Source organism: Kitasatospora dryopteridis, from assembly GCF_050749075.1.
Classification (GTDB): Bacteria; Actinomycetota; Actinomycetes; order Streptomycetales; family Streptomycetaceae; genus Kitasatospora.
The window spans coordinates 3,634,336-3,655,364 of sequence record NZ_CP192749.1; the positions used below are offsets into that span (position 1 = coordinate 3,634,336).

A 21,029-nucleotide genomic window follows, 5' to 3' on the forward strand; every position below is an offset into this window, starting at 1 on the left:
CACCGGACGGGACACCGGACCGGACATTCGCGAACATACCGCCCGCAGTGCGGCTCCCGGCCCGCGGGCCGGGAGCCGCGCCCCGGTCAGAGCCCGTAGCGGCGGACGATGTCCTCGTGCCGGGCGGTGTCGGCGCCCGCCGCCGCGGCCAGGTCGAGCCAGCTCAGCGGGTGCTCCCAGTCGGCCGTCAGGCGCTGCAGCAGGGCGTCCGCCTCGGCGGTGGAGGCGGTCGGCGGCACACCGAGCGCGGCGTAGATGCCCGGCAGGACGCCGTCCTCGTCGGCCGGGTCGGTGATCTCGTACTGCTCGCCGCTGTACGCCCACAGCCCGTACCCCTCGGCCTCCAGGGCCTCGCGCAGCGCCCACCAGGCGTCCCCGTCGGGCCGGGCGCCGTCCAGCCAGTACGTGGTGTAGCCGGCCGGGTCGAGCAGGGCGAGCTGGGCGAAGACCGGCCGCCAGCCGTCCCGCTCGTCCTCGTCGGGGCGCTCGTTGAGCACGGCCGGGCCGAACACCACCACGTCGCGGTGGTTGAGCGGGACGTCGTCGCCGAGCACCGGCAGGATCCGCGCGGTGGCCGGGCCGGTGCGCACGGCGGGCAGGTCGACGCTCGCCCCGTTGCTGCGGGTGGCGCGGACGGTGACCATCTGCCACTCCTCGTCCACCGGGCCCTCGTCGGTGTCGAACTCGATGCCGATCAGGGCGCCGGCGCTGCGGACGGCGGCCCAGTCCCGGTTGGCGGTCGCCGCGGTGATCAGGTGCCACAGGTCGGGCTCCTGGACGGCGCGGTGCTCCTCCTCGCCGGCCTCGTCGGCGGGCACCGCGTGCTCCAGCAGCTCCTGGTAGAGCCGCTGGGCGCGCGCGTGGTCACCGAGGCGGGTGGCGGCGGCGGCCGCGAGGCGGCGGGTGTTCAGGGCGTCCGGCTCGTGGGCGAGGACGGCGTCGCAGTGCTCGCCGACCTCCTCCCAGCGGCCCTCGGCCGCGGCCCAGCGGGCCCGGAGCCAGTACGCGTCGGAGGGGCTGCCGGGCATCAGTCGCTCGGCGAGCCGCCGGATGCCGTCCGCGTCCTCGGCGTCGATCAGCACCTGGCCGAGCATGCCGGCCAGGTGCTCGTCGGACGGGTCCTCCTGCAGGCGGGCCCAGAGCAGGTCGGCGGCGGCCCGCGGGTGGCCGAGGGCGTCCAGCGCCCGCGCGGTCTGCAGGGCCAGCTCCGCGGCGGCCTCCGGGGACTCGGCGCTCGCGGCGGCGAAGTGGTCCAGCGCCTCCTCGAAGGTGACCTGGCGGGTGCCGAGCCACTCCGGCAGGTCCGCCGCGGCCACCGGCACCTCGGGCAGCGGCAGCGCCTCCGCGGCGGCCCGCAGTTCGGCGAGCCGGTCGGCGACACCATCGGTGCGGCGCAGCTGCCCGAGCTTGCGCTCGCCGGTCGCGGCGAGGGTGAGCGCGACCGTCCGGGCGCCGCGGGCGACGGCCAGCCGGCCGACGATCAGCAGCAGGTCCAGGCAGGGGCGGTGCGAGCCCGCGGTGTCCAGGTAGCCCACCCAGCGGGCGAGCCGGGCGCCGAGCGCGGCGTCGTTGGCGAGTTCGCCGTGCGGCAGCGCGCCCGCCCCGGCCAGTGTCTCCACGGCGGTCGCCCAGCGGTGCCGGATGTCGGGGAAGCGGTCGGCCTCGTCGGCGTCCGGCAGCAGCTTCAGCGCCTCCTCGCTGCGGCCGAGGGCGGCGAGCGCCACGGCCCGGCCGGCGGCCAGCTTGCGGCGGTCGTCGTCGTCGAGTTCGTGGCGGGCGGAGTAGGCCCGCTCGGCAGTGTCGTACGCGTCGAGGGCGTCCTGGGGGCGGCCGAGCCGGACGAGGGCGCCCGCCCTGCCGTGCCCGAAGGCCAGCGAGACCTGCTCGCCGGCCGCCTGGATGCGGGCCTGGGCGCGGTCGAGGTAGGCCAGGGCGTCCTCGCCGCGGCCGTCGTCCTCCAGGGTGTCGGCGTACTCGCGGGACAGGCAGTCGAAGCAGGCGCGGGCCGGGTCGACCCGGTCCAGCGTCTCCTCCAGCACGGCGAGCCGCTCGGGCACGTAGCCGGGGCCGTCGATGTTGGCGTGGCAGATGGTGAAGTCCTGGACGGCGCAGACCGACTGGGGGCAGGAGGCGGTCTCCTCGCGGTGCGCGAACTCCAGCAGGTCGACGGCCTCGGCCATCGCGGCCTCGCCCTGGTGGCGCTTGTTCAGCAGGTTCTGCATCCGCCAGTGCCGCAGGAAGACCTCGACCCAGGGCAGGCCGAGCGCCCGGGCGGAGGCCAGCGCCTCCGGGTACATGGCGTCGAGCTGCTCGTTGCGGCCCTCCACGGCGTGCCCGGCGATCTCCACCAGGGCGGTGGCGAGCCGGTGGTGGCCCGCCTCGGACAGCTGCTCGTGGGTGTCCCGCACCCAGGCCCAGATGTCGGTGGTCATACGGTGAACTCCTCCACGAACGAAAGCTAGTGGTACTCGCCCTACGCCCAGGTGAGGGCGGCGACCGCGGTGCCGATGCCGGTGAGGGCGGCGGTGAGGTCGCCGTTGGCGGAGCCGCCCGCGGCGGCCATGATCACCTTCAGTGAGCGGAGCAGCCCGGCGGCGGTGGCGCTGCCCGTGTGCCCCGCCCGGTAGGCGGTGAGCAGGTCCTGGACGGCCGGCGAGGCGAGGTTGAGGTAGAGCCTGGCCTTGACGGTGCCGTCGGTGCGGGCGGTGAAGGCCCGGGCGAGCCGCAGGGCCGCGGAGGGTATCCGGGCGTCGGCCTGGTCGTCCTCGATGCGGGCCTTGAGTTCGGCCTCGCGGTCGGGCACGAGGACGAGCGGCAGCCCCGGCGGGTCGAAGCGGGCGGGCACGAGCTGTTCGCCCTCGTCGGCGAGGGCGGCGGTGAGCCAGGCGGTCTCCTCGGCGGGCAGCGGTTCGGCGGGGTCGCGGAAGAGTTCGCGGTTGCCGCTCTCGCTGCCGAGTTCGACGATCCGGCAGTCCTTGAGCTGGGCGTAGCGCCGCAGGAAGGGCAGCACGGCGTAGCGGTCGCCGCGGGCGATGGGCACCTGCATGGCGCGGTAGAGCATCTCCTCGAAGCCGCCGCTGCTGCCGAGGGCGACGTGCAGGGCGCCGCGGCCGGCGGCGCGCAGTGCGTCGGCGGTGAGGTCGCCCTGGGAGGTGGGGACGGGGACGTCGTCGGCGAGCAGGGTGAAGAGGCGGTCGTCGCAGAGGGCGGCGCCGAGCAGGTCCTGGCCGTGCCGGGCGAGGATGCGGCGCCAGGCGGCGGGGTGGAGCCGGGCGGTCTCGTAGAGGCCGTCGACGACGGCGTCGGCGAGGGCCTTCTGGAGGGCGCGGTAGTGCTCGTCGCGCTGGAGGTCCTCGCGGCTGGCGGTGGGGGTGAGCCGGCTGGACTCGACGACGCCGCCGATGAATCCGGCCCAGCTGGGCAGCAGGTCGCGGGCGTCGTCGGCGAGCAGCATGCCGCGCAGGTAGACGGCGAGGTCGCGGTTGTCGGTGGAGCCGTAGGTGCCGCCGTCCTGGACCCAGAGCAGGCCGACGGCGTCGGTGGTGTCGTCGGCGGCGGGGCTGACGGGGAAGGCGGTGAGCGGTTCGAAGCGGCGGCCGAAGGCGGAGGCGAACTGCATCCGGGCGGTGTGCAGGTCGCCGTCCACGCTCTGCCGCCATGGCACCGGTACGTCGTTGACGGGGCGTTCGTCGTCGCCGACGTACACGGGGATGGGCAGCAGCACGCAGTAGCGGCCGAGGACCTCGCGCAGGGCGTCCTCGTCGGCGAGGTGGGCGTGCTCGGGCTTGAGGCGGAGTTCGACGGCGGTGCCGGGGGCGGGCCGCGGATCGACCGGGTCGACGCCGTACTGCTCGCCGCCGCGGCTGCGGTAGCGGTGGCCGAGTCCGGGTTCGCGGTGCGAGGTCGTGGTGACGGTGACCTCTTCGGCGACGGAGAAGGCGGAGAGGAAGCCGAGTCCGAAGGCGCCGATGAGGTCCTGGTTGCCGGTCAGGTCGCGCAGCATCCGGGTGTAGCCGGTGCCGACGGTGGCGAGGTATGCGTGGATCTCGGGCTCGGTGAGGCCGGCGCCGGTGTCCTCGATGACGACGGTGCGCCGCGCGGCGTCACCGCGGACGCGGATGAGCGGCGCGTCGGCGCACTCCGGGTCCTCGAGGCGGCGGCGGGTGTGCGAGTCGTGGGCGTTCTGGACGAGTTCGCGCAGGGCGACCAGCGGGGTGGAGTACAGATGGGTGGCGAGAACGCTCACCAGCCCGCCGAGGTCGACCTCGGTCGTACGCAGATTGTCGGCGGGCGGCAGACCTTGGGACATGAGGTCGGATTCTGCCAGTACGACTATCCGCCGACCAGCTCTTTTCGTCAGCTCGCCGCGGACTCGACGGCGCGGTGGCCGGGGAGGCCGAGCACGGCGCGGGCGGCGGGCGCCAGCAGGGCGTCGGCGGCCGGTCCGGTGCCGCCGGGCCGGTGCCGGACCCCGTCGTTGACCAGGGCGAACATCGCATGGATGCGGATCCTGGCCTCGGCGGTGTCGTAGTCGGGCCGCACCTGCTGGAGCAGTCCGACCCAGACCCGCAGGAAGTCCCGGCGGAAGTCGACGGCGGCCCGGCGGTCGGGCGGGTCGAGCCGCTCGGTCTCGCTGAGCATGACCCCGAGGTAGTGGCTGTGGCGCCGGGCGAAGGCGAGGTAGGCGCGCAGGCCGGACTCCAGTGCGCCGGCCCGCCGCCCGCGGCGAGCGCGCCCTCGACCTCGTGCCGGAGCCGTTCGCGGCTGCGGACCATGGCGGCGGCGAGCAGGTCGGCCTTGGTGGCGAAGTGTTTGTAGACGCTGGGCCCGGAGATGCCGACGGCGGCGCCGATCCGGTCGGTGGAGACGTTGTCGAAGCCCCGCTCGTGGAACAGCCGGGCGGCGGCCCGGAGCAGCTCCTCGCGGCGCGACTCGCCGCCGGCGGGCAGCGGCGGTGCGGGATCCGGCAGTGCGGGGGCCGGGGCGGGCGGTGCGGGATCCGGTTCCACCGCGAGCAGCTCCGCGCCGATCCGCCGCAGCAGCTCCTCGAACCACCGCCGGGGCGGCGCGAAGGTGTGGTACGAGAGGCTGCCGTAGCCGGAGAGCAGCGACCAGCAGAGGAACTCGGCCTGCCCATCTGCGAGTTCGGGGTGGGCGGCGGCCACCGTGCGGGTCATCCGGCGGACGTCCGAGCGCAGCCGGCGGCGCAGCGCGGCGCGTTGGGCGGGTGGCAGCAGCCGGGCGTCGCGCTGCCAGAGGGTGCCGAGGGTGCGGTGGTCGACGGCGGCCGCGGCGAGTGCGGCGCAGAGTTCCGCGGGCCCGGCGGAGCCGGCCCGTACGGCGGTGTGCAGGGCGTCCAGGTCGGCGGTGACGGCGCACAGCAGCAGTTCCGGCTTGCTGCGGAAGTGCCGGTAGAGGGCGGGGGCGGTGATGCCCACTTCGGCGGCGAGTTCGGCCATGGAGACCCGGTGGTAGCCGCGCCGGTGGAACTGTCCGGCCGCGGCGGCCAGGATCTGCGCCTTGCGTCCGGGCGGCCTGCGCACCACACGCCCGCCCGCGGCCGGCCCGCGCTCCGCTGCCACCTGCACTCCTCCGCCCGTCCGGTGATCGCCGACAGGGTAGCAAGGATTCACTTATCCGTCCGTGACCTGCGAAACAGAGGCGCGGGAGTGCTGGACACCCATGGCTACCGGCGATTAACTTGTCTGGCGATCAGCGCCGAACGAAGGGAGCTCAGCCGTGCGCCGGACGGTGTTCAACGAGGACCACGAGGCGTTCCGGGCGACCATCCGGGACTTCATCACCAAGGAGGTCGTCCCGGTCTACGAGAGCTGGGAGGCGGCCGGCCACCCGCCGCGCGACTTCTACCGCAAGCTCGGCGCGCTCGGCGTGTACGGCATCGAGGTGCCGGAGGAGTACGGCGGCGCCGGCGAGAGCGGCTTCAAGTACCAGGCGGTCGTCACCGAGGAGGTCGCCCGCGCGGGTGTCAGCTTCGGTTCCTCCGGGGTGCACACCGGCCTGGTGCTGCCCTACCTGCTGGAGTACGCCAACGAGGAGCAGAAGCAGCGCTGGCTGCCGGGCTTCGTCTCCGGCGACATCATGACGGCGATCGCGATGACCGAGCCGGGTGCGGGTTCCGACCTGGCGGGCATCGCCACCACGGCGAAGCTCTCCGAGGACGGCACCCACTACGTCCTCAACGGCGCCAAGACCTTCATCACCGGCGGCGTCCTCGCGGACCTCGTCCTGGTGGTGGCCCGCACCGCCCCGTACGACCCGGCGAACCGCCGGGCCGGCCTGTCGATCCTGTGCGTGGACACCACGTCCGAGGGCTACGCGGTCGGCCGGAAGCTGCAGAAGATCGGCCTGCGCACCTCGGACACCGCGGAACTCTCCTTCACCGACGTCAAGGTGCCGGTCGAGGACCTGCTGGGCGAGGAGGGCAAGGCCTTCACCTACCTCACCCACAACCTGGTGCAGGAGCGCCTGGCGATCGCCGTCGGCGCGTACGCCGCCGCGGCCGCCGCGGTGCGCTTCGCGGTGCAGTACGTGAAGGACCGCAAGGTCTTCGGCCAGGCGGTCGCCGAGTTCCAGAACACCAAGTTCACGCTCGCCGACTGCGAGGCCCAGGTGGTGGCCCAGCAGTCGATGGTGGACCGCGCCCTGGAGCTCTACCAGAACGGCGAACTGACGGTCGCGGACGCCGCGGCGGCCAAGCTGTTCTGCACCGAGTCGGCCTCCCAGGTGATCGACAGGTGCCTGCAGCTGCACGGCGGCTACGGCTACATCCTGGAGTACCCCATCGCCCGTCTCTACACCGACAACCGGGTGTTCCGGATCTACGGCGGCACCAGCGAGGTCATGAAGACCATCATCGCCAAGTCGCTCGGCCTGTAGGGCGTGAGGGGCGCCATGGCCGACGGGCCGGAGGACTCGCTCGCCGTCGTCACCCGCGTCCGGGCGTCCCTGAGCGCGCCCGGCGCTCCGTTCGAGGCGGAGCCCGGGCCGCGCGGCCCCCGGTACGTCCGGGGGCCGGGCACCCTGCGCGAGCTTCTCGACGCCACCCTCGCCCACGGCGACCTCCCGTTCCTGCTGGCCGGCGACCGCACGGTGACCTACGCCGAGCACCACGCCGCCGCCCGTGCGCTGGCCCACCGCTGCCGGACGGTGTACGGGCTGCGTCCCGGCGACCGGGTGGCGATCGCCATGCGCAACCTGCCGGAGTGGCAGACCGCCTTCTGGGCGGCCCAGTCGGCCGGCCTGGTCGCCGTTCCGCTGAACGCCTGGTGGGGGGCGGAGGAGCTGGCGTACGCGCTGGACGACTGCGCCCCCGGGCTGATCGTCGCCGACCCGGAGCGCACCGCGCGCACCGCGGGGTGGGCCGCGGCGCACGGCGTCCCGCTGCTCACGGTCGGCGTCGACGGCCCGCACGACCGCTTCGAGGACCTGCCTGCTTCCGGGCCGCCCGCGCCCGAGCCGTCCGCGGGCCCCGAGGACGTGGCCACCGTCATCTACACCTCGGGCACCACCGGCCGGCCCAAGGGCGTGGTCGCCACCCATGCCAACTGGTGCGCGGGCGCCCACACCCCGCGCTTCTTCGCGGCCCAGGCTGCGCTCTGCCGGGGCGCCTCGCCGCAGGCCGCACCGCCGCCGACGGTGCTGATGACCTTCCCGTTCTTCCACGTGGCGGCGTTCACCACGATGCTCCTGGTGATGGCCGCGGGCGGGCGGGCCGTGCTGATGCACCGCTGGGAGCCGGACACCGCAAGGGGGCTGATCGACCGGCACGGCGTCTCGACCTTCGTCGGCGTGCCCACCACCGCGCTGGGCCTGCTCGACGCGGCCGACGCCGCCGGCGACCCGCTGGCCGGCCTCACCATGATCAGCACCGGTGGCGCCCCGGCCCCGCCGGGCCTCGCACCCAGGATCGCCCGGCGTTTCGGCGAGCGGGTGGAGGCCCGCAACGGCTACGGGCTGACCGAGACCTGCGGCGGGGTGACCGCCAACGTCGGCGCCCGCTACCTGGCCCGCCCGGATTCGATCGGCCGCCCCTGCCCGGCGGTGGAGGCCAGGATCGTCGGCCCGGACGGGGCTGCCCTGCCCGAGGGCCTGGTCGGCGAGCTGCAGCTGCGCGGCCAGGCGGTGTTCCTCGGCTACCGGGGGGACCCGCAGGCCACCGCCGCGGCGTTCACCGCCGACGGCTGGTTCCGCACCGGCGACCTCGCCCGCCTGCAGGACGGCGAGCTGTCCGTGGTGGACCGGCTGAAGGACGTGGTGATCCGCGGCGGCGAGAACGTCTACTGCGGCGAGGTCGAAGGGGTCCTGCTCGGTCATCCGGGCGTCGCGGACGCCGCGGTGGTGGGCGTGCCGCACCCGCTGCTGGGTGAGGAGGTGGCGGCGGTGGTCGTGCCGCGGCCCGGCGCGGAGCCGGACGCGGAGGCCCTGCGTGCGCATGCGGCGGCCCGGCTGGCCGCGTTCAAGGTGCCCGCGCACGTCGTCTTCCGCACCGAGCCGCTGCCGCGCAACCCGACCGGGAAGATCCTCAAGCGGGCGCTGCGCGAGGAGGCCTGGGCGGCGCTGCCCCGGCCCTGACCTCGCGTCCCGGCCCGCGCGCCGGAACTCAGTTGGCCGAGGTCTTGGTGCCCTCGGTGCGCCAGGCCTCCAGCCCGGCCATCGAGGCGGCCTTCGCCTGCTGCATCGCCCGGCGTGCCTGCTCGCTCGGCGGAGTCTCCATCCGGTTGACGAAGTCGCGGCCGGCCGATGCGAGGGTCGCGCACACGATCGCCGTACCGGCCAGCGAGAGCACCGCACCGATGCCGGTGAGCACCACTCCGGTGCCGAGCATGGTGCGGTTGACGCGGAACTGGTTGCTGAACTTCTGGTTGGTCGCCATGCATCCACGATCGGGCCGGTCCGCGCGACCCGCACGCCGGAACGGGTGCGGGTGCGGCCGGATGCCCTACAGGTGTCTCATGGATCAGGCCGACCCGTCCGCAAGGAGGCCGCGATGACCGAACCCGTCCGCGTCGACCTCGGCGCGCTCGCCGACGAGCACGCCGCGCTCGCCGCCGCCAGCCCGCACGGCCGCAGCGCCCATCTGCTCCTCCACGACGGTGTGCTGCGGCAGACCGTGATCGCCCTGACCGCGGGCAGTTCGCTGGACGAGCACAACGCGCCGGTCGCCGCCAGCCTCCAGGTGCTGCGCGGGCGGGTGTCGCTGACCATCGCGGGCCGGCGGCAGGAGGCGGCGGCCGGCGAACTGCACGGCATCCCGCAGGAGCGGCACGGCCTGATCGCCCACGAGGACTCGGTCGTGCTGCTGACCGCGGTCACGAACTGACGGCCGGCCCCGCTCCCGCGCCGGGCAGCACCGAGGCGCCGACCAGCCGCAGGCCCTGCAGGAACTCCCGCCCGCTCGGCGCGAGTTCGGGCGAGACCACCCACTGGGAGGCCAGCCCGGCGAGCAGTGCCTGGTAGAAGGCGCCGCGGGCCAGCTCGTCCGGGGTGTCCGGCACCTCGGGAACGCCCTGGAACATCGCGGACAGCCCGAGGCGGGCCTCCTTCTGCGCGCCGCCGAGCATCGCCCGCAGCTCGGGGGCGTGCTCCATCTGGGCGAGGATCTCGATCTGCACCGACCAGAGGCCGCGGTGCTCGACGAAGCTCTCCAGCACCTTGTCCCAGGCGGCGACGAACCGCTCCTGAGGGTCCGTCTCCTCCCCGAGTTCGGCCAGCACCCGGCCGAGCTCGTCGCCCCACTCCCCCATGGCCTCCATCATCGCCTGCGTGAGCAGGGCGTCCTTGGAGCCGTAGTGGTAGCCGATGGCGGCCAGGCTGACGCCTGCGGCGGAGGCGATGTCCCGCGCGGTGGTCCGCCCGTAGCCCTTCTCCAGCAGGCAGCGCTTGGCGCCGGCCAGCAGATCCTCGCGATTTCCCATGTTCCCGATGCTAGCCCCCACCTGGACGGATGTCTTGTACGAGCGAGCGAGACAAATGATTTAGACGTTTGTACTAGACGAACGTGTCATACGTCCGTACAGTCATCGTCATGACCGCAACCCACGGCCGTGCCGGCCGACGCGAATGGACCGGACTCGCCGTCCTCCTCCTGCCGACGCTCGTCCTGACCATGGACATGGGCGTGCTCTTCTTCGCCGTGCCGTTCATCTCCACGGACCTGCGCCCCAGCGGCACCCAGCAGCTGTGGATCATGGACATCTACTCGTTCCTGCTGGCCGGGATGCTCATCCCGATGGGCGCCCTGGGCGACCGGATCGGCCGCCGCCGGCTGCTGGTGCTGGGTGCGGCCGGCTTCGCGGCGGCCTCGCTGCTCGCCGCACGGGCCGACGGGCCCGGCGGGCTGATCGCCGCCCGGGCACTGCTCGGGGTGGCCGGAGCCACCGTCATGCCCTCCACGCTGGCGCTGATCCGCAACATGTTCCACGACCCCAAGCAGCGCCAGGCCGCCATCGGCGTCTGGACCGGCGCCATGATGGGCGGCGCCACGCTCGGCCCGGTCGCCGGCGGACTGCTGCTGGACCACTTCTGGTGGGGCTCGGCCTTCCTCGCCGCCGTCCCGGTGATGCTGCTGCTGCTCGCCTCCGCGCCCTTCCTTCTGCCCGAGTACCGCGCCCCGCGGCAGGGCCGCTTCGACCTCCCCGGCGCCGCCCTGTCGATCGCCGCCGTGCTGCCCGCGGTGTACGGGATCAAGACCCTCGCCGTCGACGGCTGGGGCGCGGCGCCGGCCGCCGCACTCGCCGCCGGGGCGGTGGCCTGCGCCGCCCTGGTCCGGCGGCTGCGGACCGCCGAGCACCCGCTGATCGACCCGGCGCTGTTCCGCATCCGCACCTTCACCGGTGCGATCACCGTCAACACGGTGGCGATGTTCGCGATGATGGGCTTCACCCTCTTCACCTCGCAGTACCTGCAGCTGGTGAAGGGCATGAGCCCGCTGACCGCCTCGCTGTGGGCGCTGCTCCCCTCGGTCGGCGTGGGTGCCGCGGTCGGCGCGGTCGGCGCCCTGGCCGGGAAGGTCCGCCCGGCCCCGCTGATGACCGCGGGCTTCCTGGTCGGTGCGGCCGGCTACGGGCTGATGACCTTGGTCGCACCCGACTCGCCGCTCTGGCTGCCGCTCACCGCCGCCGGCGTGATCGCGGCCGGCACCGTCGGCACCATGACGCTCACCGCCGAGATGGTCGTCTCGGCCGCCCCGCCGGAGCAGGCGGGCGCCGCCTCGGCCGCCTCCGAGACCGCGACCGAGCTGGGCGGGTCACTGGGCATCGCGGTGCTGGGCACGGCCGGCGCCGCCGTCTACAAGGCCCGGCTGGAGGACGGGCTGCCGGCCGGCGTGACGGGCGACGCGGCCCGGGCCGCGTACGACACGCTCGGCGGCGCGGTCACCGCGGCGGCGCAGCTCGGCGGGCGGACGGGCGAGGCCCTGCTCGACACCGCACGGACGGCCTTCGCGGACGGCATGCACCTCGCGGCCGCGGCCGGTGTGGTCTTCCTGGTCTGCGCCGCGCTGGCCGCGCACCGCCTGATGCGGCACCTGCCGGCCGGGCCGACCGCCCGGGAGCCGGAAATGGTCCAGACCACCATCGAGGAATCACCTGCATTTTGACCGTGGTTTCCGGGCCGGTGTATACGCCCGTCGCTCCGGCCAGGCATACTGGCCGGAGTCGGGCACATCCGTCCGGCGCTCCTCTAGCGACGAGAACTCCTCGGAAGGACCGGTGGTCAGGGATGTTCCGTAACGGTCTCGAGCCCTGGCACATCCTCGTGATGGTGGCAGTGCTCGTCCTGCTGTTCGGCTCGAAGAAGCTGCCCGAGATGGCCCGCGGGCTCGGCAAGTCCATGCGCATCCTGAAGGCCGAGACGAAGGCGCTCCGCGAGGACGACGCCCCGGCCGACGCGCAGAACACCACCGCCTCGTCGACCGCGGCCGAGCAGCCGCGCCCGGCGGTGAGCCCGACCAGCGTCACCACCGCTGCCGAGACGAACAAGTCGTCCACCAGCGCCTGATTCCACCCGGAGCCGCCGGTCCCCCGCCAGAGGGGCCGGCGGCTTCGGCGTTCTCCCGACTGGCCCGCCCGCCCGGGCCGGTGTCTGCTGGGACGCATCGCATCCCTGGGTGGAGGCACCGATGGCCAGCAGCACGCCGGCCGGGCCGGACGGCCCCGTACCGGCCCCGCCGCCCGTGCGGGCACCCACGGCCCCGCGCGGGCGGCACCGGCTGCGCTCCGCCGTGGCCGCCGTGCTGATCGTGCTGGCCGTGCTGCTCACCCCGTTGGCCGTGGTCGCCGCCTGGTCGGAGTCGGAGATCACCGACCCCGACCGGTACGTCGCCACCATGGCACCGCTCGCCGACGACCCGGCGGTGCAGGCCGCCGTCACCGACCGGGTGACCGCGGCGATCGTCGAGCGCCTCCCGGTGGAGTCCCTGGTCTCCGACCTCGTCCCGGGTGGCGCCCCGCTGCTGGACGCCCTCCTGCAGCGCCTCGGCTCCGCCCTGGACAGCGGCGTCACCGGGCTCGTCCACGACGGGGTGCAGCGCCTGGTGCAGAGCGATGCCTTCCCGGCGATCTGGGACGAACTGAACCGCAGCGCCCACGCCGCCGTGGACCGGGCGCTGACCGGAAAGGGCGGCGGCGCCGTGGAGATCCGAGACGACACGGTGACCCTCGACCTCGCGCCGGTGATCGACCGGGCCAAACAGGCGCTGGTCGCCGACGGGGTGGCGGCGGCCGACCGCATCCCGGAGATCCACACCTCGTACGTGCTGGTCAGGTCCGACCAGGTGGACAACGTCCGCACGCTGGTCCGGCTGTTGTCACTGGCCGGGTACTGGGCGGCGGTGCTGGCGGCGGCCTGCGCGGTGGGCGGGGTGCTCGCCGCGGTGCGGCGGCGCAGGGCCGCGGTGGCCGCGGCGCTCGGGGTGGCCGCGGCCGCGGGGCTGCTCGGGCTCGGGCTGACCGCCTTCCGGGCGGTCTACCTGGACAGGCTGCCCGCGGGCGTCGACCAGGACGCCGCCGCCGCGGTCTACGACACCCTCGTCCGCTACCTGCGCGACGCGGTGCGGCTGGTGCTGGTGCTCGGCCTGCTGGTGGCACTCGGCGCCTGGCTGAGCGGGGCGGGCCGCTCGGCGACCGCGGTGCGCGGCCTGTGGCAGGCGGGCCTGGGCGGCGTCCGGACGGCCGCGGGCCGGATGGGGCTGCGGCTCGGGCCGGTCGGCCGGTTCGTCCACCGCTTCAAGGCGTGGCTGTGCTGGGTGGCGGTGGGCGCGGCGGTGCTCGTCCTACTGCTCTGGAGCCACCCGACGGCCCTGGTCGCCGTCTGGCTCGGGGTGGCGCTGCTCGCCGTCCTCGCGGTGGTGGAACTGCTGGACGACCCGGGCGCCCCGGCGGGCCCGGCGAAGGAGGTGGGGCCGTGAGGCCGCGTCCGAACCTGTGGGGACTGGTGCTCATGCTCGGCGTGCCGACGCTGATGCTGACCGCGTGGTTCCTGGTGCCGATCGGCGTCTTCGGGCCGCAGCACCCGGAGGTCAGCTGGACGGTCTTCGCGCTGGCCCTGGTGGGCCTGGCGGGGGCGCTGCTCCACGAGATCTGGGCCGAGCTCACCGAGCGGCCCGGCCACCCCGCCTTCGTGATCGTGATGCTGATCGCCGCGGCGCTGATCGTCTTCGCCACCAGCTACCAGTCGCTGGCCCGGACCCCGGGGGCGTTCAACGGCGCGATGAACACCCGGCTCGACGCGATGTACTTCACCGTGATCACCATGGCCACGGTCGGCTACGGCGACATCACCCCGGCCAGCCAGGAGGCCCGCGGCGTGGTGATGCTGCAGATCCTCTACACGCTGATCTTCCTGACCGCCGGCGCCACCTCGGTCAGCCGGCGGACCCGCAACCTGGTGGGCCGCCGGCTGGGCCAGCAGCCGCCCGAGGGGCGGCCGGACCGCGGCTGAGCCCGGTCAGTCCGCCCTGGCGTGGGCGCCCGCGGTGATCGCGCTCAGCCGGGTCTGCCAGGAGGCGAAGGTCGCGGCGGGCAGGGCGTGCCGCTTGGCGAGGTCTCGGACGGTCCGCTGGGCCGACTTCAGCTTGTCCTCGGCCTCGCCCCAGTCGCCGTCCGCCATCGCGGCGGAGGCCGCGTCGAGGGTGCGCAGCAGCGCCTCCTTGCGGTCGCGGTCCTTGGCCAGCTCGGCCCCCGCGACGTCGGAGCGCAGGTCGGCGAGGGCGGCCGCCGGGTCGAGCTTCCCGCCCGGCGAGGCGGAGCGCGAGGGACTCGCCGACCCTGTCGGGGACGCGGTGGGCGAGGGCGCCTCGGCGGACGGCGCCGCCGAGGAGGCGGAGACCGATACGGCGGGGGTGGCGGCCGCGGCGGCGCCCCCGCCGGACGGGCCGCCGCTGAACGCGAAGGCCGCCACGGCGACCACACCCGCCAGCACGGCCGCCCCGGCGCCGGCCAGCACCAGGGGGTTGCGACCGGTCGGCGGCTCGTGGTGCTCCTCGTGGTCCACCGGGGCCCGTCGCGGCATCTCCAGCGGCGGCAGCATCGAGGTGCGCTGCTGCTCGACGTACGGCTGCTGGGGCGCGGCCGGGAAGGCTGCGGGCGGGAAGCCGCCGGGCGGGCCGGCCACCGGCGGGAGCATCTGGGTGGCGGCGCCGAGCAGTTCGCTGGTGCGGTCGGCGGCGACCGGGACGGCGGCCAGCAGCTCCGCGCGGGCGGTGGCGGCGGTGGCGGGGCGGTCGTCCGCGTTCTTGGACAGCAGCCGCATGACCGCGACGTCCAGCGCGGGCGGGACCTCGGGGCGGCGCAGCGAGGCCGGGGCGGGCTGCTCGGAGACGTGCTTGAAGGCGATCGCGACGGGGGTGTCGCCGCCGAACGGGGGCGCTCCGGTGAGCATCTCCATCAGCACGCAGCCGACCGCGTAGAGGTCGGAGCGGCCGTCCAGCGGTGCTGCGGTGGCCTGCTCGGGCGAGAAGTACGAGGCGGTGCCCAGCACCGAGGCGCTCTGGGTGAGCTGCTGCCCGGCGGAGGCGTTGGCGCGGGCGATGCCGAAGTCCACCACCTTCACGCCGCCGTCGTCGGCGATCATGATGTTGCCGGGCTTCACGTCGCGGTGCACCAAGCCTGCGCCGTGCGCGACCTCCAGCGCCTCGCAGACGGCGGCGGCGATGCCGACGGCGCGGTCCACCGGCAGGACGCCCTGCTCGGCGAGGAGGCGGCCCAGGGTCCGGCCCTGCACCAGCTCCATGACGATGTACGGGGAGCCCTGGTCGAGCCCGGAGTCGAAGACCATGACGATCCGCGGGTGCACCAGCATCGCGGCGTGCTGGGCCTCGCGGCCGAAGCGCTCGGCGAAGCGCGGGTCGTCGGCGAGGCCGCCGTTGAGCACCTTGACGGCGACCTGGCGGCCGAGCTGGTGGTCCACGGCGCGGTAGACGGTGGCCATGCCGCCGACGCCGAGTATCTCGGTCAGTTCGTAGCGCCCGTTGAGCGCGCGTCCGATCACCCGTCCGGCTCCTCTCGCATCGGTCGTCCGGGCCTCGCTGCCCGCCTGGTGCACCTGTGCACCCTAGCGGCCCGCCGCGGAGCCGGCGGCGGACGGCGGGACGGAGAGGCTGCCGTAGCGCTGCATCCGCTGCCAGCGCAGCCGGGAACCGGCCAACGCGGTGCACACCGACTGGATCACCACCAGGTACATCAGCTGGCGGTAGACGAACTGCTGCAGCGGCAGGGTCCAGAGCGGGCCGAGCTTCTCGCCGTCCAGCCTGAACGCATACGCGCCCATGGCCACCTGCATCAGCATGAAGGCCAGCCAGAGGCCGACGATCCGGACGGGGTCGAGGAAGACCAGGCCGTACAGCGCGAAGACGTCCACCACCGGGGCCAGCAGGGGCAGCAGCACCTGGAACATCAGCAGGTAGAGCAGGCCGCGGCGGCCGAGCTTGCCGGCCTGGCCGCGCTGGCGGAGTGCGCCGCGGTGCTTCCACATGGCCTGCAGGGTGCCGTAGCACCAGCGGTAGCGCTGCCGCCACAGGGCGCCGAGCGAGGCGGGGGCCTCCGTCCAGGCCTTGGCGCGCTCCTCGTAGACGACCCGCCAGCCGGCCCGGCAGAGCGCCATGGTGAGGTCGGTGTCCTCGGCGAGGGTCTCCTCGGCGACGCCGCCGATCCGCAGCAGTGCGGATCGGCGGAAGGCGCCGACCGCTCCGGGCACGGTGGGCATGCACTCGGCGAGGTCGAAGAGCCGGCGGTCGAGGTTGAAGCCGACCACGTACTCGATGTGCTGCCAGCGGCCGAGCAGGCCGCCGCGGTTGACCACCTTGGCGTTGCCGGAGACCGCGCCGACCCGGCGGTCGGCGAAGGGCTGCACCAGCATCCGGACGGCGTCCGGTTCGAAGACGGTGTCGCCGTCGACCATGACGACGAGCTCGGCGCGGGCGTAGCGCAGGCCGAGGTTGAGGGCGGCGGGCTTGCCGGAGTTCGGCTGCCGGAACACCCGGACGTACGGGAGGTTCAGCGACTCCACCAGGTCGGCGGTGCCGTCGGTGGAGCCGTCGTCGACGACGATCACCTCGACCGGGTGGTCGGAGGCGAGCAGGGAGCGGACGGCCGCCTCGATGCCGGCGCTCTCGTTGTAGGCCGGGACGATCACCGACACCGGTTCGGTGACCGGCGGGCCCCAGCCGTGGGCGCGCAGCCGCTTGTGCCGGCGGGCGGCGGCGAGCAGGGCGACCGCCCGCAGCACTCCGATCGCGCCGGCCGCCCAGAGCAGCCAGTCCAGCAGGTCGAGCACCCACGAGCTGGCGCCGAGGACGGCGATCAGGGCGAGGCCCTGCCAGTGCTCGGCGGTGCCGGCCGGGCGGACGGGGTCGGCCAGGCCGACGGCGGCGGAGACGGTCTCGAAGCGGAAGCCGTCCGCCTGCAGCCGGGGCAGCAGCCGGTCGAGGGCGGCCACGGTCTGGCTGCGGTCGCCGCCCGCGTCGTGCATCAGCAGGATGCGGCCGTCGCGGCCCTTCGGGGTGGCGGCTGCCACGATCGCGTCGGTGCCGGGGCGGCGCCAGTCCTCGCTGTCCTGGCTGGTCAGCACGGTGAGGTAGCCGTCCCGCCCAGCCTGCCGGACGGCCTCCCAGCCCGCGTCGGTGAGCGCGTCGTTCCCGGCCGAGTACGGCGGGCGGAACAGCGTGCTGGTCTTCCCGGTGGCGCCGGCCAGGGTCAGCTGGGCCTCGCGCAGTTCCAGGGTGCGGCGCCACGGAGCGGCGGCGGAGAGGTCGGCGTGGGTGAAGGTGTGCACGCCGATCTGGTGGCCCTCGGCGACGATCCGGCGGGCCAGCTCGGGCTCGGCGGCGACCTGGGTGCCGACGGTGAAGAAGGTGGCGTGCACGCCGTGGCGGCGCAGCACGTCGAGGATCTGCGGGGTCCAGCGCGGGTCGGGGCCGTCGTCGAAGGTGAGCGCGATCGTCCCGGCGGCCGGGCGGGCGGTGCGCGGTTCGGCACCGTCCGCGGTCGCGATGACCGGCCCGCCGGTGCGGACCTGCTCGGGGACGGCGGCACTGCCGCCGCGGTCGGGCGCGGCGCCGTCCGCGGCGTGCCCGTACATGTGCCGGGTGTAGCCCTGCAGCAGCAGCGCGGCCGCCAGGGTGAGCACCAGGGTGGTCAGCAGCAGCCAGTGGGTGCGCAGCGGGGCCTGGCGGACGGCGGCCCGGCGGCCTCGGCGGGAGCCCCGGCGGGAGCGGGTGGCGGTGGTCACTGGATGGCACTCACGGGTTCTTGGTGGGCTTGCGGCTGGGCTGGGCGGTCGACCTGCCGTGGCCGGTGCCGGTCGGGGCGGGGGTGGCGGTCGTCGGGCCCGCGGTGGGGGTGGCCGGCGCCCGGGTGCCCGTGGTCGTGCCGGGGGTCCGGGTGGCGGGGGCGGTCCGGGCGGCGCGAGCGGGTTCGGCCGCCGCTCCGGCGCTCTCCGTCCGGTCCGGGGCGGGCACCGCGGGGACGGTGGCCGCCGGGGTCGCCGTGTGCGCCGGGAGTGCGGGGAGGAAGGGGGCGTTCAGGACGGGCCCGCCGACCAGGCTGCTGGCCAGCAGTGCGAGGTAGCCGGCGGCGGGGACGGCGAGCAGCCAGCCGGCCCTGCGGACCCGGCGCAGGCGGCGGCCGCTGGTGTCGACGAACACCGGGGCGCCGTCGGCCGGGCGTGCGGCCACCACACGCGGAATCTGCAGCGTGTCGTCGGTCACGGCTCTTGCTCCAAACGTCGTCCCCGGGTGGCCCGCCGGAGACCGGGCGGGCGGTGGATACAGGGGGGTCCACCGTCCGCCCGGGGCTCTGTGACGCCCGCCGGGGGCGGTTCCGGACGGGCGCAGGACCCGGGGGAGTGCCTGCGACCGTCCGGAGAGGTTCCCGGAGGGGCGGTGGACACGGGGGAGCCCACCGTCCCCCCGGAGTCTTCGGGGGTGGTGCATCACCGGACGGCCGACGAGCCCGGGGGGGGTGTGTGCCCGCCGGCCGCCCGGAGCATGGGGTCACCTCATCGCGGTGCCGTTCCCGGCTGCGTCGTCGACGAGGCCCTGGGGTGCGGACCGGGTTCCGGTCCCGCCCTTGGTCGGGGTGGCGGTCGGCTGCCGGCCCTCGTTGCCGCGGCTCGCGCTCGGGGCCGTACTGGGGCTCGCGGACGGGCCCTTGCCCTTGGCGGCCTTGCAGTAGGACTCGACCTTGGCCTCGCCGCCGGCCGCCGCGATCAGCGGTGCCATCCGCGGGTCGGCGAGCAGGTCGTGCGGCTTGCCGCCGTGGCCCGTCCCGTCGGTCCACACCTGGCAGAGCGCGGCGAGGTCGGGCAGGGCCGAGGCCGCGGAGGCCGGGCCGGTCGCCGAGGGGGCGGCGCTGCCGGTGCCGGACCGGGCGGTGGAGGGTGCGCCCGGGGTGCTGCTGCCGGACCGGGCGGTGGAGGAGGCGTCGGACGGCCCGGTCGCGGGGGCGGCGGGGCCGTGCTCGCGGGACGGGCTCCCGCCGAGGGCCTCGGGCAGGTTCCCGGTGCCGGCGGCGACGGCCACGCCTCCGACGGCGGTCACGGCGAACGCCGCGGCGAGCGCCTTCAGCGTGAAGGCCCTCCTTCGCGCGTGGTCCGCCATGGTTGCTCTCCCGGGTTGCGGTGCTGGTGTGCGACGAGCCTCCCGGAAGGCGGCCACGGCCTGTTCCTCCCCGGGCAGTGCGCCGTCGGCGGGTGGGGCTGCCGCGGCGGCGAGCAGCCCGGCGAGGGCCGCATGACCGGTGAGGGAGGCCGGACCGGCCTCCGAGTCGACCGCGGCACCGCCGAGCAGTTGCTCGGCCGTGTCCCGGTCGATCCGGCGGGATCGGTTCTTGCTCATCTCATGTCCTTCAGCGTCGCGGTCCGCGCGCGTGTCACACCCTGCGCAGAATTTTTTTCGGCGGGCTGCTGCCGGGGCAGTCCTGCGGCCGGGCCGCCGGCCTGCTCGAGCATCCTGGCCAGCCGCTTCAGCCCGCGGTGGGCGGCCATCCGGACGCTGCCGGCGCGCTTGCCGAGCACGCGCGCGGCGCTCTCGGCGTCGAGGCCGAGCAGCACCCGGAGCAGGACGGCCTCGGCCTGGTCCCGGGGCAGCCGGGAGATCAGGGCGAGCGCGTCGGCGGTGGTGACGGTGGCGATGGCGCTGCCGGCGGTGTCCTCGGCGGCGGCCAGGTCCAGCAGCCGGTCGACCGGGAGGTCGGCGGTGGGGCGGCGGCGCATGCGGCGCAGGTGGTCCATGGCGCGGTTGCGGGCGACGGTGGCGGCCCAGCCGCGGAAGCCGTCCCAGTCCCCGCTGAAGGTGCCGAGGTCGCGGGCGATCTGCAGCCAGGTCTCGGAGGCGATGTCCTCCGCGTCCTCGGGTCTTCCGCCGACCAGGACTCTCAGGTAGCGCAGCAGGCCGGGCTGAACGGCTCTGAACAGCTGTCGGAAGGCCTGTTCGTCGCCTTCCTGGGCGGCCCGTACGGTGTCGGTGAGGTCCGCGTCCCGGCCGGGCGGGTGGTCCGGGCTGGTGATCGGGCCCGCCGGGTCGCCGACGCCCGGCCCGTGGTGGTCTGCACTGTGCACCCGCCACATCATGGGCCATCGGGGGCCGCTCCGGGGCGGGTGGGGCAAGGTCAGCGGTGGTCTGGCCCGGGTGCCGTACGGGACCAACGTCCTGGCAGTTGCTGTCATTCGTCCGAGGCCGTCAGAGGTGACCGGGGCATACGTTGGTGGGGGCCGCCCCACCCCTCGCGGCCCCGCTCACAGGCCCGCCTACCCCAGGACACCGTGATGACCACTGCCCGGACGCTCTTCGCGGAGGGCATGCGCGACCACCTCGCGCCCGCCCTGCGCGCCATGGGCTTCACCGGATGGCGGCACACGTTCGCCCTGCCCGACGAGCACCACTGGGCGCTGCTCGGCATCGAACTCGGCAGCGCCGACGACCGTCTCGTCCGCTACACGGTGAACCTCGGCCTCACCCGCAAGGCCGACTGGACGGCCGGCCGGGGCCGCCGCGCGCTGCGGCCCAACCCGAACACCGTCACCGGCCTGGAGGCCTGGCGGTCCAGGATCGGCCCGCTGCTGCCGGTCGGCGGCGACGTCTGGTGGCAGATCGCGCCGGGCCCGCGCTGGGCGGTCGCCGTACAGGACACCGTCGCCGCCGTCCGCCACTACGCGCTGCCGGAGCTGCTCCGCCGGCTGGAGGGCGGCTCCGCGGGCGCCGAGTGCTACCTCGCCCCGGACGAGCTGGTCGACGTGAACGCCGCCCTGCGGCTCGCCGACGTCGCGCCGATCCGCCGCACCGAGCTGGCCGGCGGCGCCCTGCGGCTGTACGGCGACTGGTCCTCCTCCGACGCGGTCGCCCGCGAGGTGCTGCGCGGCGCCGCCACCGGCTTCCTGTCGGTGGGCGACACCCGCTTCGGCACCGTCCGCTGCCGGGACCGCGCCGGCCGCGACCTGTGGGCGTTCGGGCGCTGACCGGCGGCCGCCCGGGGAACCATCCGCCCGTGCTCGGGAGTCTGATCAGAGGGGCTCCG

The 21,029-nt window shown here is 75.1% G+C and carries 18 protein-coding genes and 1 pseudogene; 8 read left to right on the forward strand and 11 right to left on the reverse strand.

Annotation, left to right across the window (positions count from 1 at the left end; all coding sequences use genetic code 11):
• Positions 1-86: 86 nt before the first annotated feature.
• The 4 genes and pseudogenes from ACQ614_RS16545 to ACQ614_RS16560 all read right to left on the reverse strand — a co-directional run.
• The gene (locus tag ACQ614_RS16545; protein ID WP_431679332.1) at positions 87-2,432 is read right to left on the reverse strand and encodes a tetratricopeptide repeat protein; all 2,346 of its coding nucleotides are present in this window, start codon (positions 2,430-2,432) and stop codon (positions 87-89) included.
• Between the two features lie 41 nt (positions 2,433-2,473).
• Entirely contained in the window at positions 2,474-4,309 is a 1,836-nt protein-coding gene (locus ACQ614_RS16550) for an ATP-binding protein (protein WP_431679333.1), read from the reverse strand.
• A gap of 47 nt (positions 4,310-4,356) precedes the next feature.
• The gene (locus ACQ614_RS16555; protein ID WP_431684130.1) at positions 4,357-4,641 is read right to left on the reverse strand and encodes a hypothetical protein; all 285 of its coding nucleotides are present in this window, start codon (positions 4,639-4,641) and stop codon (positions 4,357-4,359) included.
• Between the two features lie 146 nt (positions 4,642-4,787).
• Positions 4,788-5,633 (reverse strand): annotated as a pseudogene (locus tag ACQ614_RS16560) (TetR/AcrR family transcriptional regulator); the annotation flags it as partial.
• Positions 5,634-5,739: 106 nt separating this feature from the next.
• Between ACQ614_RS16560 and ACQ614_RS16565 the strand changes: the two are divergent.
• Together ACQ614_RS16565 and ACQ614_RS16570 are read left to right on the forward strand one after the other, a co-directional pair.
• Entirely contained in the window at positions 5,740-6,897 is a 1,158-nt protein-coding gene (locus tag ACQ614_RS16565; RefSeq protein WP_431679334.1) for an acyl-CoA dehydrogenase family protein, read from the forward strand.
• A gap of 15 nt (positions 6,898-6,912) precedes the next feature.
• Positions 6,913-8,592, forward strand: coding sequence for a class I adenylate-forming enzyme family protein (locus ACQ614_RS16570; RefSeq protein ID WP_431679335.1), 1,680 nt, complete (start codon positions 6,913-6,915; stop codon positions 8,590-8,592).
• Positions 8,593-8,620: 28 nt separating this feature from the next.
• Here the strand turns inward: ACQ614_RS16570 and ACQ614_RS16575 are convergent, their stop codons facing one another.
• Positions 8,621-8,893, reverse strand: coding sequence for a hypothetical protein (locus ACQ614_RS16575; protein WP_431679336.1), 273 nt, complete (start codon positions 8,891-8,893; stop codon positions 8,621-8,623).
• 114 nt (positions 8,894-9,007) lie between these two features.
• Between ACQ614_RS16575 and ACQ614_RS16580 the strand changes: the two genes are divergently transcribed.
• Positions 9,008-9,340, forward strand: a complete 333-nt coding sequence (locus ACQ614_RS16580) for a cupin (protein WP_363490348.1) — start codon at positions 9,008-9,010, stop codon at positions 9,338-9,340.
• On the opposite strand, the gene ACQ614_RS16585 is transcribed toward ACQ614_RS16580, so the two are convergent.
• Entirely contained in the window at positions 9,330-9,935 is a 606-nt protein-coding gene (locus ACQ614_RS16585) for a TetR/AcrR family transcriptional regulator (protein WP_431679337.1), read from the reverse strand. The two genes, ACQ614_RS16580 and ACQ614_RS16585, sit on opposite strands and share 11 nt — an antisense overlap.
• A 110-nt stretch (positions 9,936-10,045) precedes the next feature.
• Here ACQ614_RS16585 and ACQ614_RS16590 point away from each other — a divergent pair, with 110 nt between their 5' ends.
• From ACQ614_RS16590 to ACQ614_RS16605, 4 genes are all read left to right on the forward strand, one after another.
• On the forward strand, positions 10,046-11,617 hold the full coding sequence (locus ACQ614_RS16590) for an MFS transporter (RefSeq protein WP_431679338.1): 1,572 nt from the start codon (positions 10,046-10,048) through the stop codon (positions 11,615-11,617).
• Positions 11,618-11,739: 122 nt separating this feature from the next.
• The gene (gene tatA / locus ACQ614_RS16595; RefSeq protein ID WP_431679339.1) at positions 11,740-12,018 is read left to right on the forward strand and encodes a Sec-independent protein translocase subunit TatA; all 279 of its coding nucleotides are present in this window, start codon (positions 11,740-11,742) and stop codon (positions 12,016-12,018) included.
• Positions 12,019-12,139: 121 nt separating this feature from the next.
• A complete protein-coding gene (locus ACQ614_RS16600; RefSeq protein ID WP_431679340.1) occupies positions 12,140-13,426 on the forward strand; it encodes a hypothetical protein in 1,287 nt (428 codons plus the stop codon).
• Positions 13,423-13,959 carry a potassium channel family protein gene (locus ACQ614_RS16605; protein ID WP_431679341.1) on the forward strand — a complete coding sequence of 179 codons (537 nt, stop codon included), beginning with the start codon at positions 13,423-13,425 and terminating at the stop codon, positions 13,957-13,959. Before ACQ614_RS16600 ends, ACQ614_RS16605 begins: the two co-directional genes overlap by 4 nt.
• 6 nt (positions 13,960-13,965) lie before the next feature.
• On the opposite strand, the gene ACQ614_RS16610 is transcribed toward ACQ614_RS16605, so the two are convergent.
• The 5 genes from ACQ614_RS16610 to ACQ614_RS16630 all read right to left on the reverse strand — a co-directional run bounded on the left by ACQ614_RS16610 (position 13,966) and on the right by ACQ614_RS16630 (position 20,082).
• Positions 13,966-15,507 (reverse strand): protein kinase domain-containing protein, encoded by a 1,542-nt coding sequence (locus ACQ614_RS16610; RefSeq protein WP_431679342.1) that lies wholly within the window; start codon positions 15,505-15,507, stop codon positions 13,966-13,968.
• Between the two features lie 63 nt (positions 15,508-15,570).
• Positions 15,571-17,745 (reverse strand): bifunctional polysaccharide deacetylase/glycosyltransferase family 2 protein, encoded by a 2,175-nt coding sequence (locus tag ACQ614_RS16615; RefSeq protein ID WP_431679343.1) that lies wholly within the window; start codon positions 17,743-17,745, stop codon positions 15,571-15,573.
• 10 nt (positions 17,746-17,755) lie between these two features.
• Complete coding sequence (locus ACQ614_RS16620) at positions 17,756-18,223, reverse strand: hypothetical protein (protein WP_431679344.1); 468 nt, start codon at positions 18,221-18,223, stop codon at positions 17,756-17,758.
• 285 nt (positions 18,224-18,508) lie between these two features.
• Positions 18,509-19,351, reverse strand: coding sequence for a hypothetical protein (locus ACQ614_RS16625; RefSeq protein WP_431679345.1), 843 nt, complete (start codon positions 19,349-19,351; stop codon positions 18,509-18,511).
• Positions 19,348-20,082: an RNA polymerase sigma factor gene (locus ACQ614_RS16630; RefSeq protein WP_431679346.1), complete on the reverse strand. Its 735-nt coding sequence runs from the start codon at positions 20,080-20,082 to the stop codon at positions 19,348-19,350. The genes ACQ614_RS16625 and ACQ614_RS16630 overlap by 4 nt, the downstream gene beginning before the upstream one ends.
• 198 nt (positions 20,083-20,280) lie before the next feature.
• Here ACQ614_RS16630 and ACQ614_RS16635 point away from each other — a divergent pair, with 198 nt between their 5' ends.
• Positions 20,281-20,970: a DUF4304 domain-containing protein gene (locus ACQ614_RS16635; protein WP_431679347.1), complete on the forward strand. Its 690-nt coding sequence runs from the start codon at positions 20,281-20,283 to the stop codon at positions 20,968-20,970.
• Positions 20,971-21,029 lie beyond the last annotated feature (59 nt).

Coding starts and splice junctions, on each gene's coding strand:
- ACQ614_RS16545 (WP_431679332.1), bottom strand. CDS start 2,432: ATGACCACCGACATCTGGGCCTGGGTGCGGGACACCCACGAGCAGCTG.
- ACQ614_RS16550 (WP_431679333.1), bottom strand. CDS start 4,309: ATGTCCCAAGGTCTGCCGCCCGCCGACAATCTGCGTACGACCGAGGTC.
- ACQ614_RS16555 (WP_431684130.1), bottom strand. CDS start 4,641: ATGCTCAGCGAGACCGAGCGGCTCGACCCGCCCGACCGCCGGGCCGCC.
- ACQ614_RS16570 (WP_431679335.1), top strand. CDS start 6,913: ATGGCCGACGGGCCGGAGGACTCGCTCGCCGTCGTCACCCGCGTCCGG.
- ACQ614_RS16575 (WP_431679336.1), bottom strand. CDS start 8,893: ATGGCGACCAACCAGAAGTTCAGCAACCAGTTCCGCGTCAACCGCACC.
- ACQ614_RS16580 (WP_363490348.1), top strand. CDS start 9,008: ATGACCGAACCCGTCCGCGTCGACCTCGGCGCGCTCGCCGACGAGCAC.
- ACQ614_RS16585 (WP_431679337.1), bottom strand. CDS start 9,935: ATGGGAAATCGCGAGGATCTGCTGGCCGGCGCCAAGCGCTGCCTGCTG.
- ACQ614_RS16590 (WP_431679338.1), top strand. CDS start 10,046: ATGACCGCAACCCACGGCCGTGCCGGCCGACGCGAATGGACCGGACTC.
- tatA (WP_431679339.1), top strand. CDS start 11,740: ATGTTCCGTAACGGTCTCGAGCCCTGGCACATCCTCGTGATGGTGGCA.
- ACQ614_RS16600 (WP_431679340.1), top strand. CDS start 12,140: ATGGCCAGCAGCACGCCGGCCGGGCCGGACGGCCCCGTACCGGCCCCG.
- ACQ614_RS16625 (WP_431679345.1), bottom strand. CDS start 19,351: ATGAGCAAGAACCGATCCCGCCGGATCGACCGGGACACGGCCGAGCAA.
- ACQ614_RS16630 (WP_431679346.1), bottom strand. CDS start 20,082: ATGTGGCGGGTGCACAGTGCAGACCACCACGGGCCGGGCGTCGGCGAC.
- ACQ614_RS16635 (WP_431679347.1), top strand. CDS start 20,281: ATGACCACTGCCCGGACGCTCTTCGCGGAGGGCATGCGCGACCACCTC.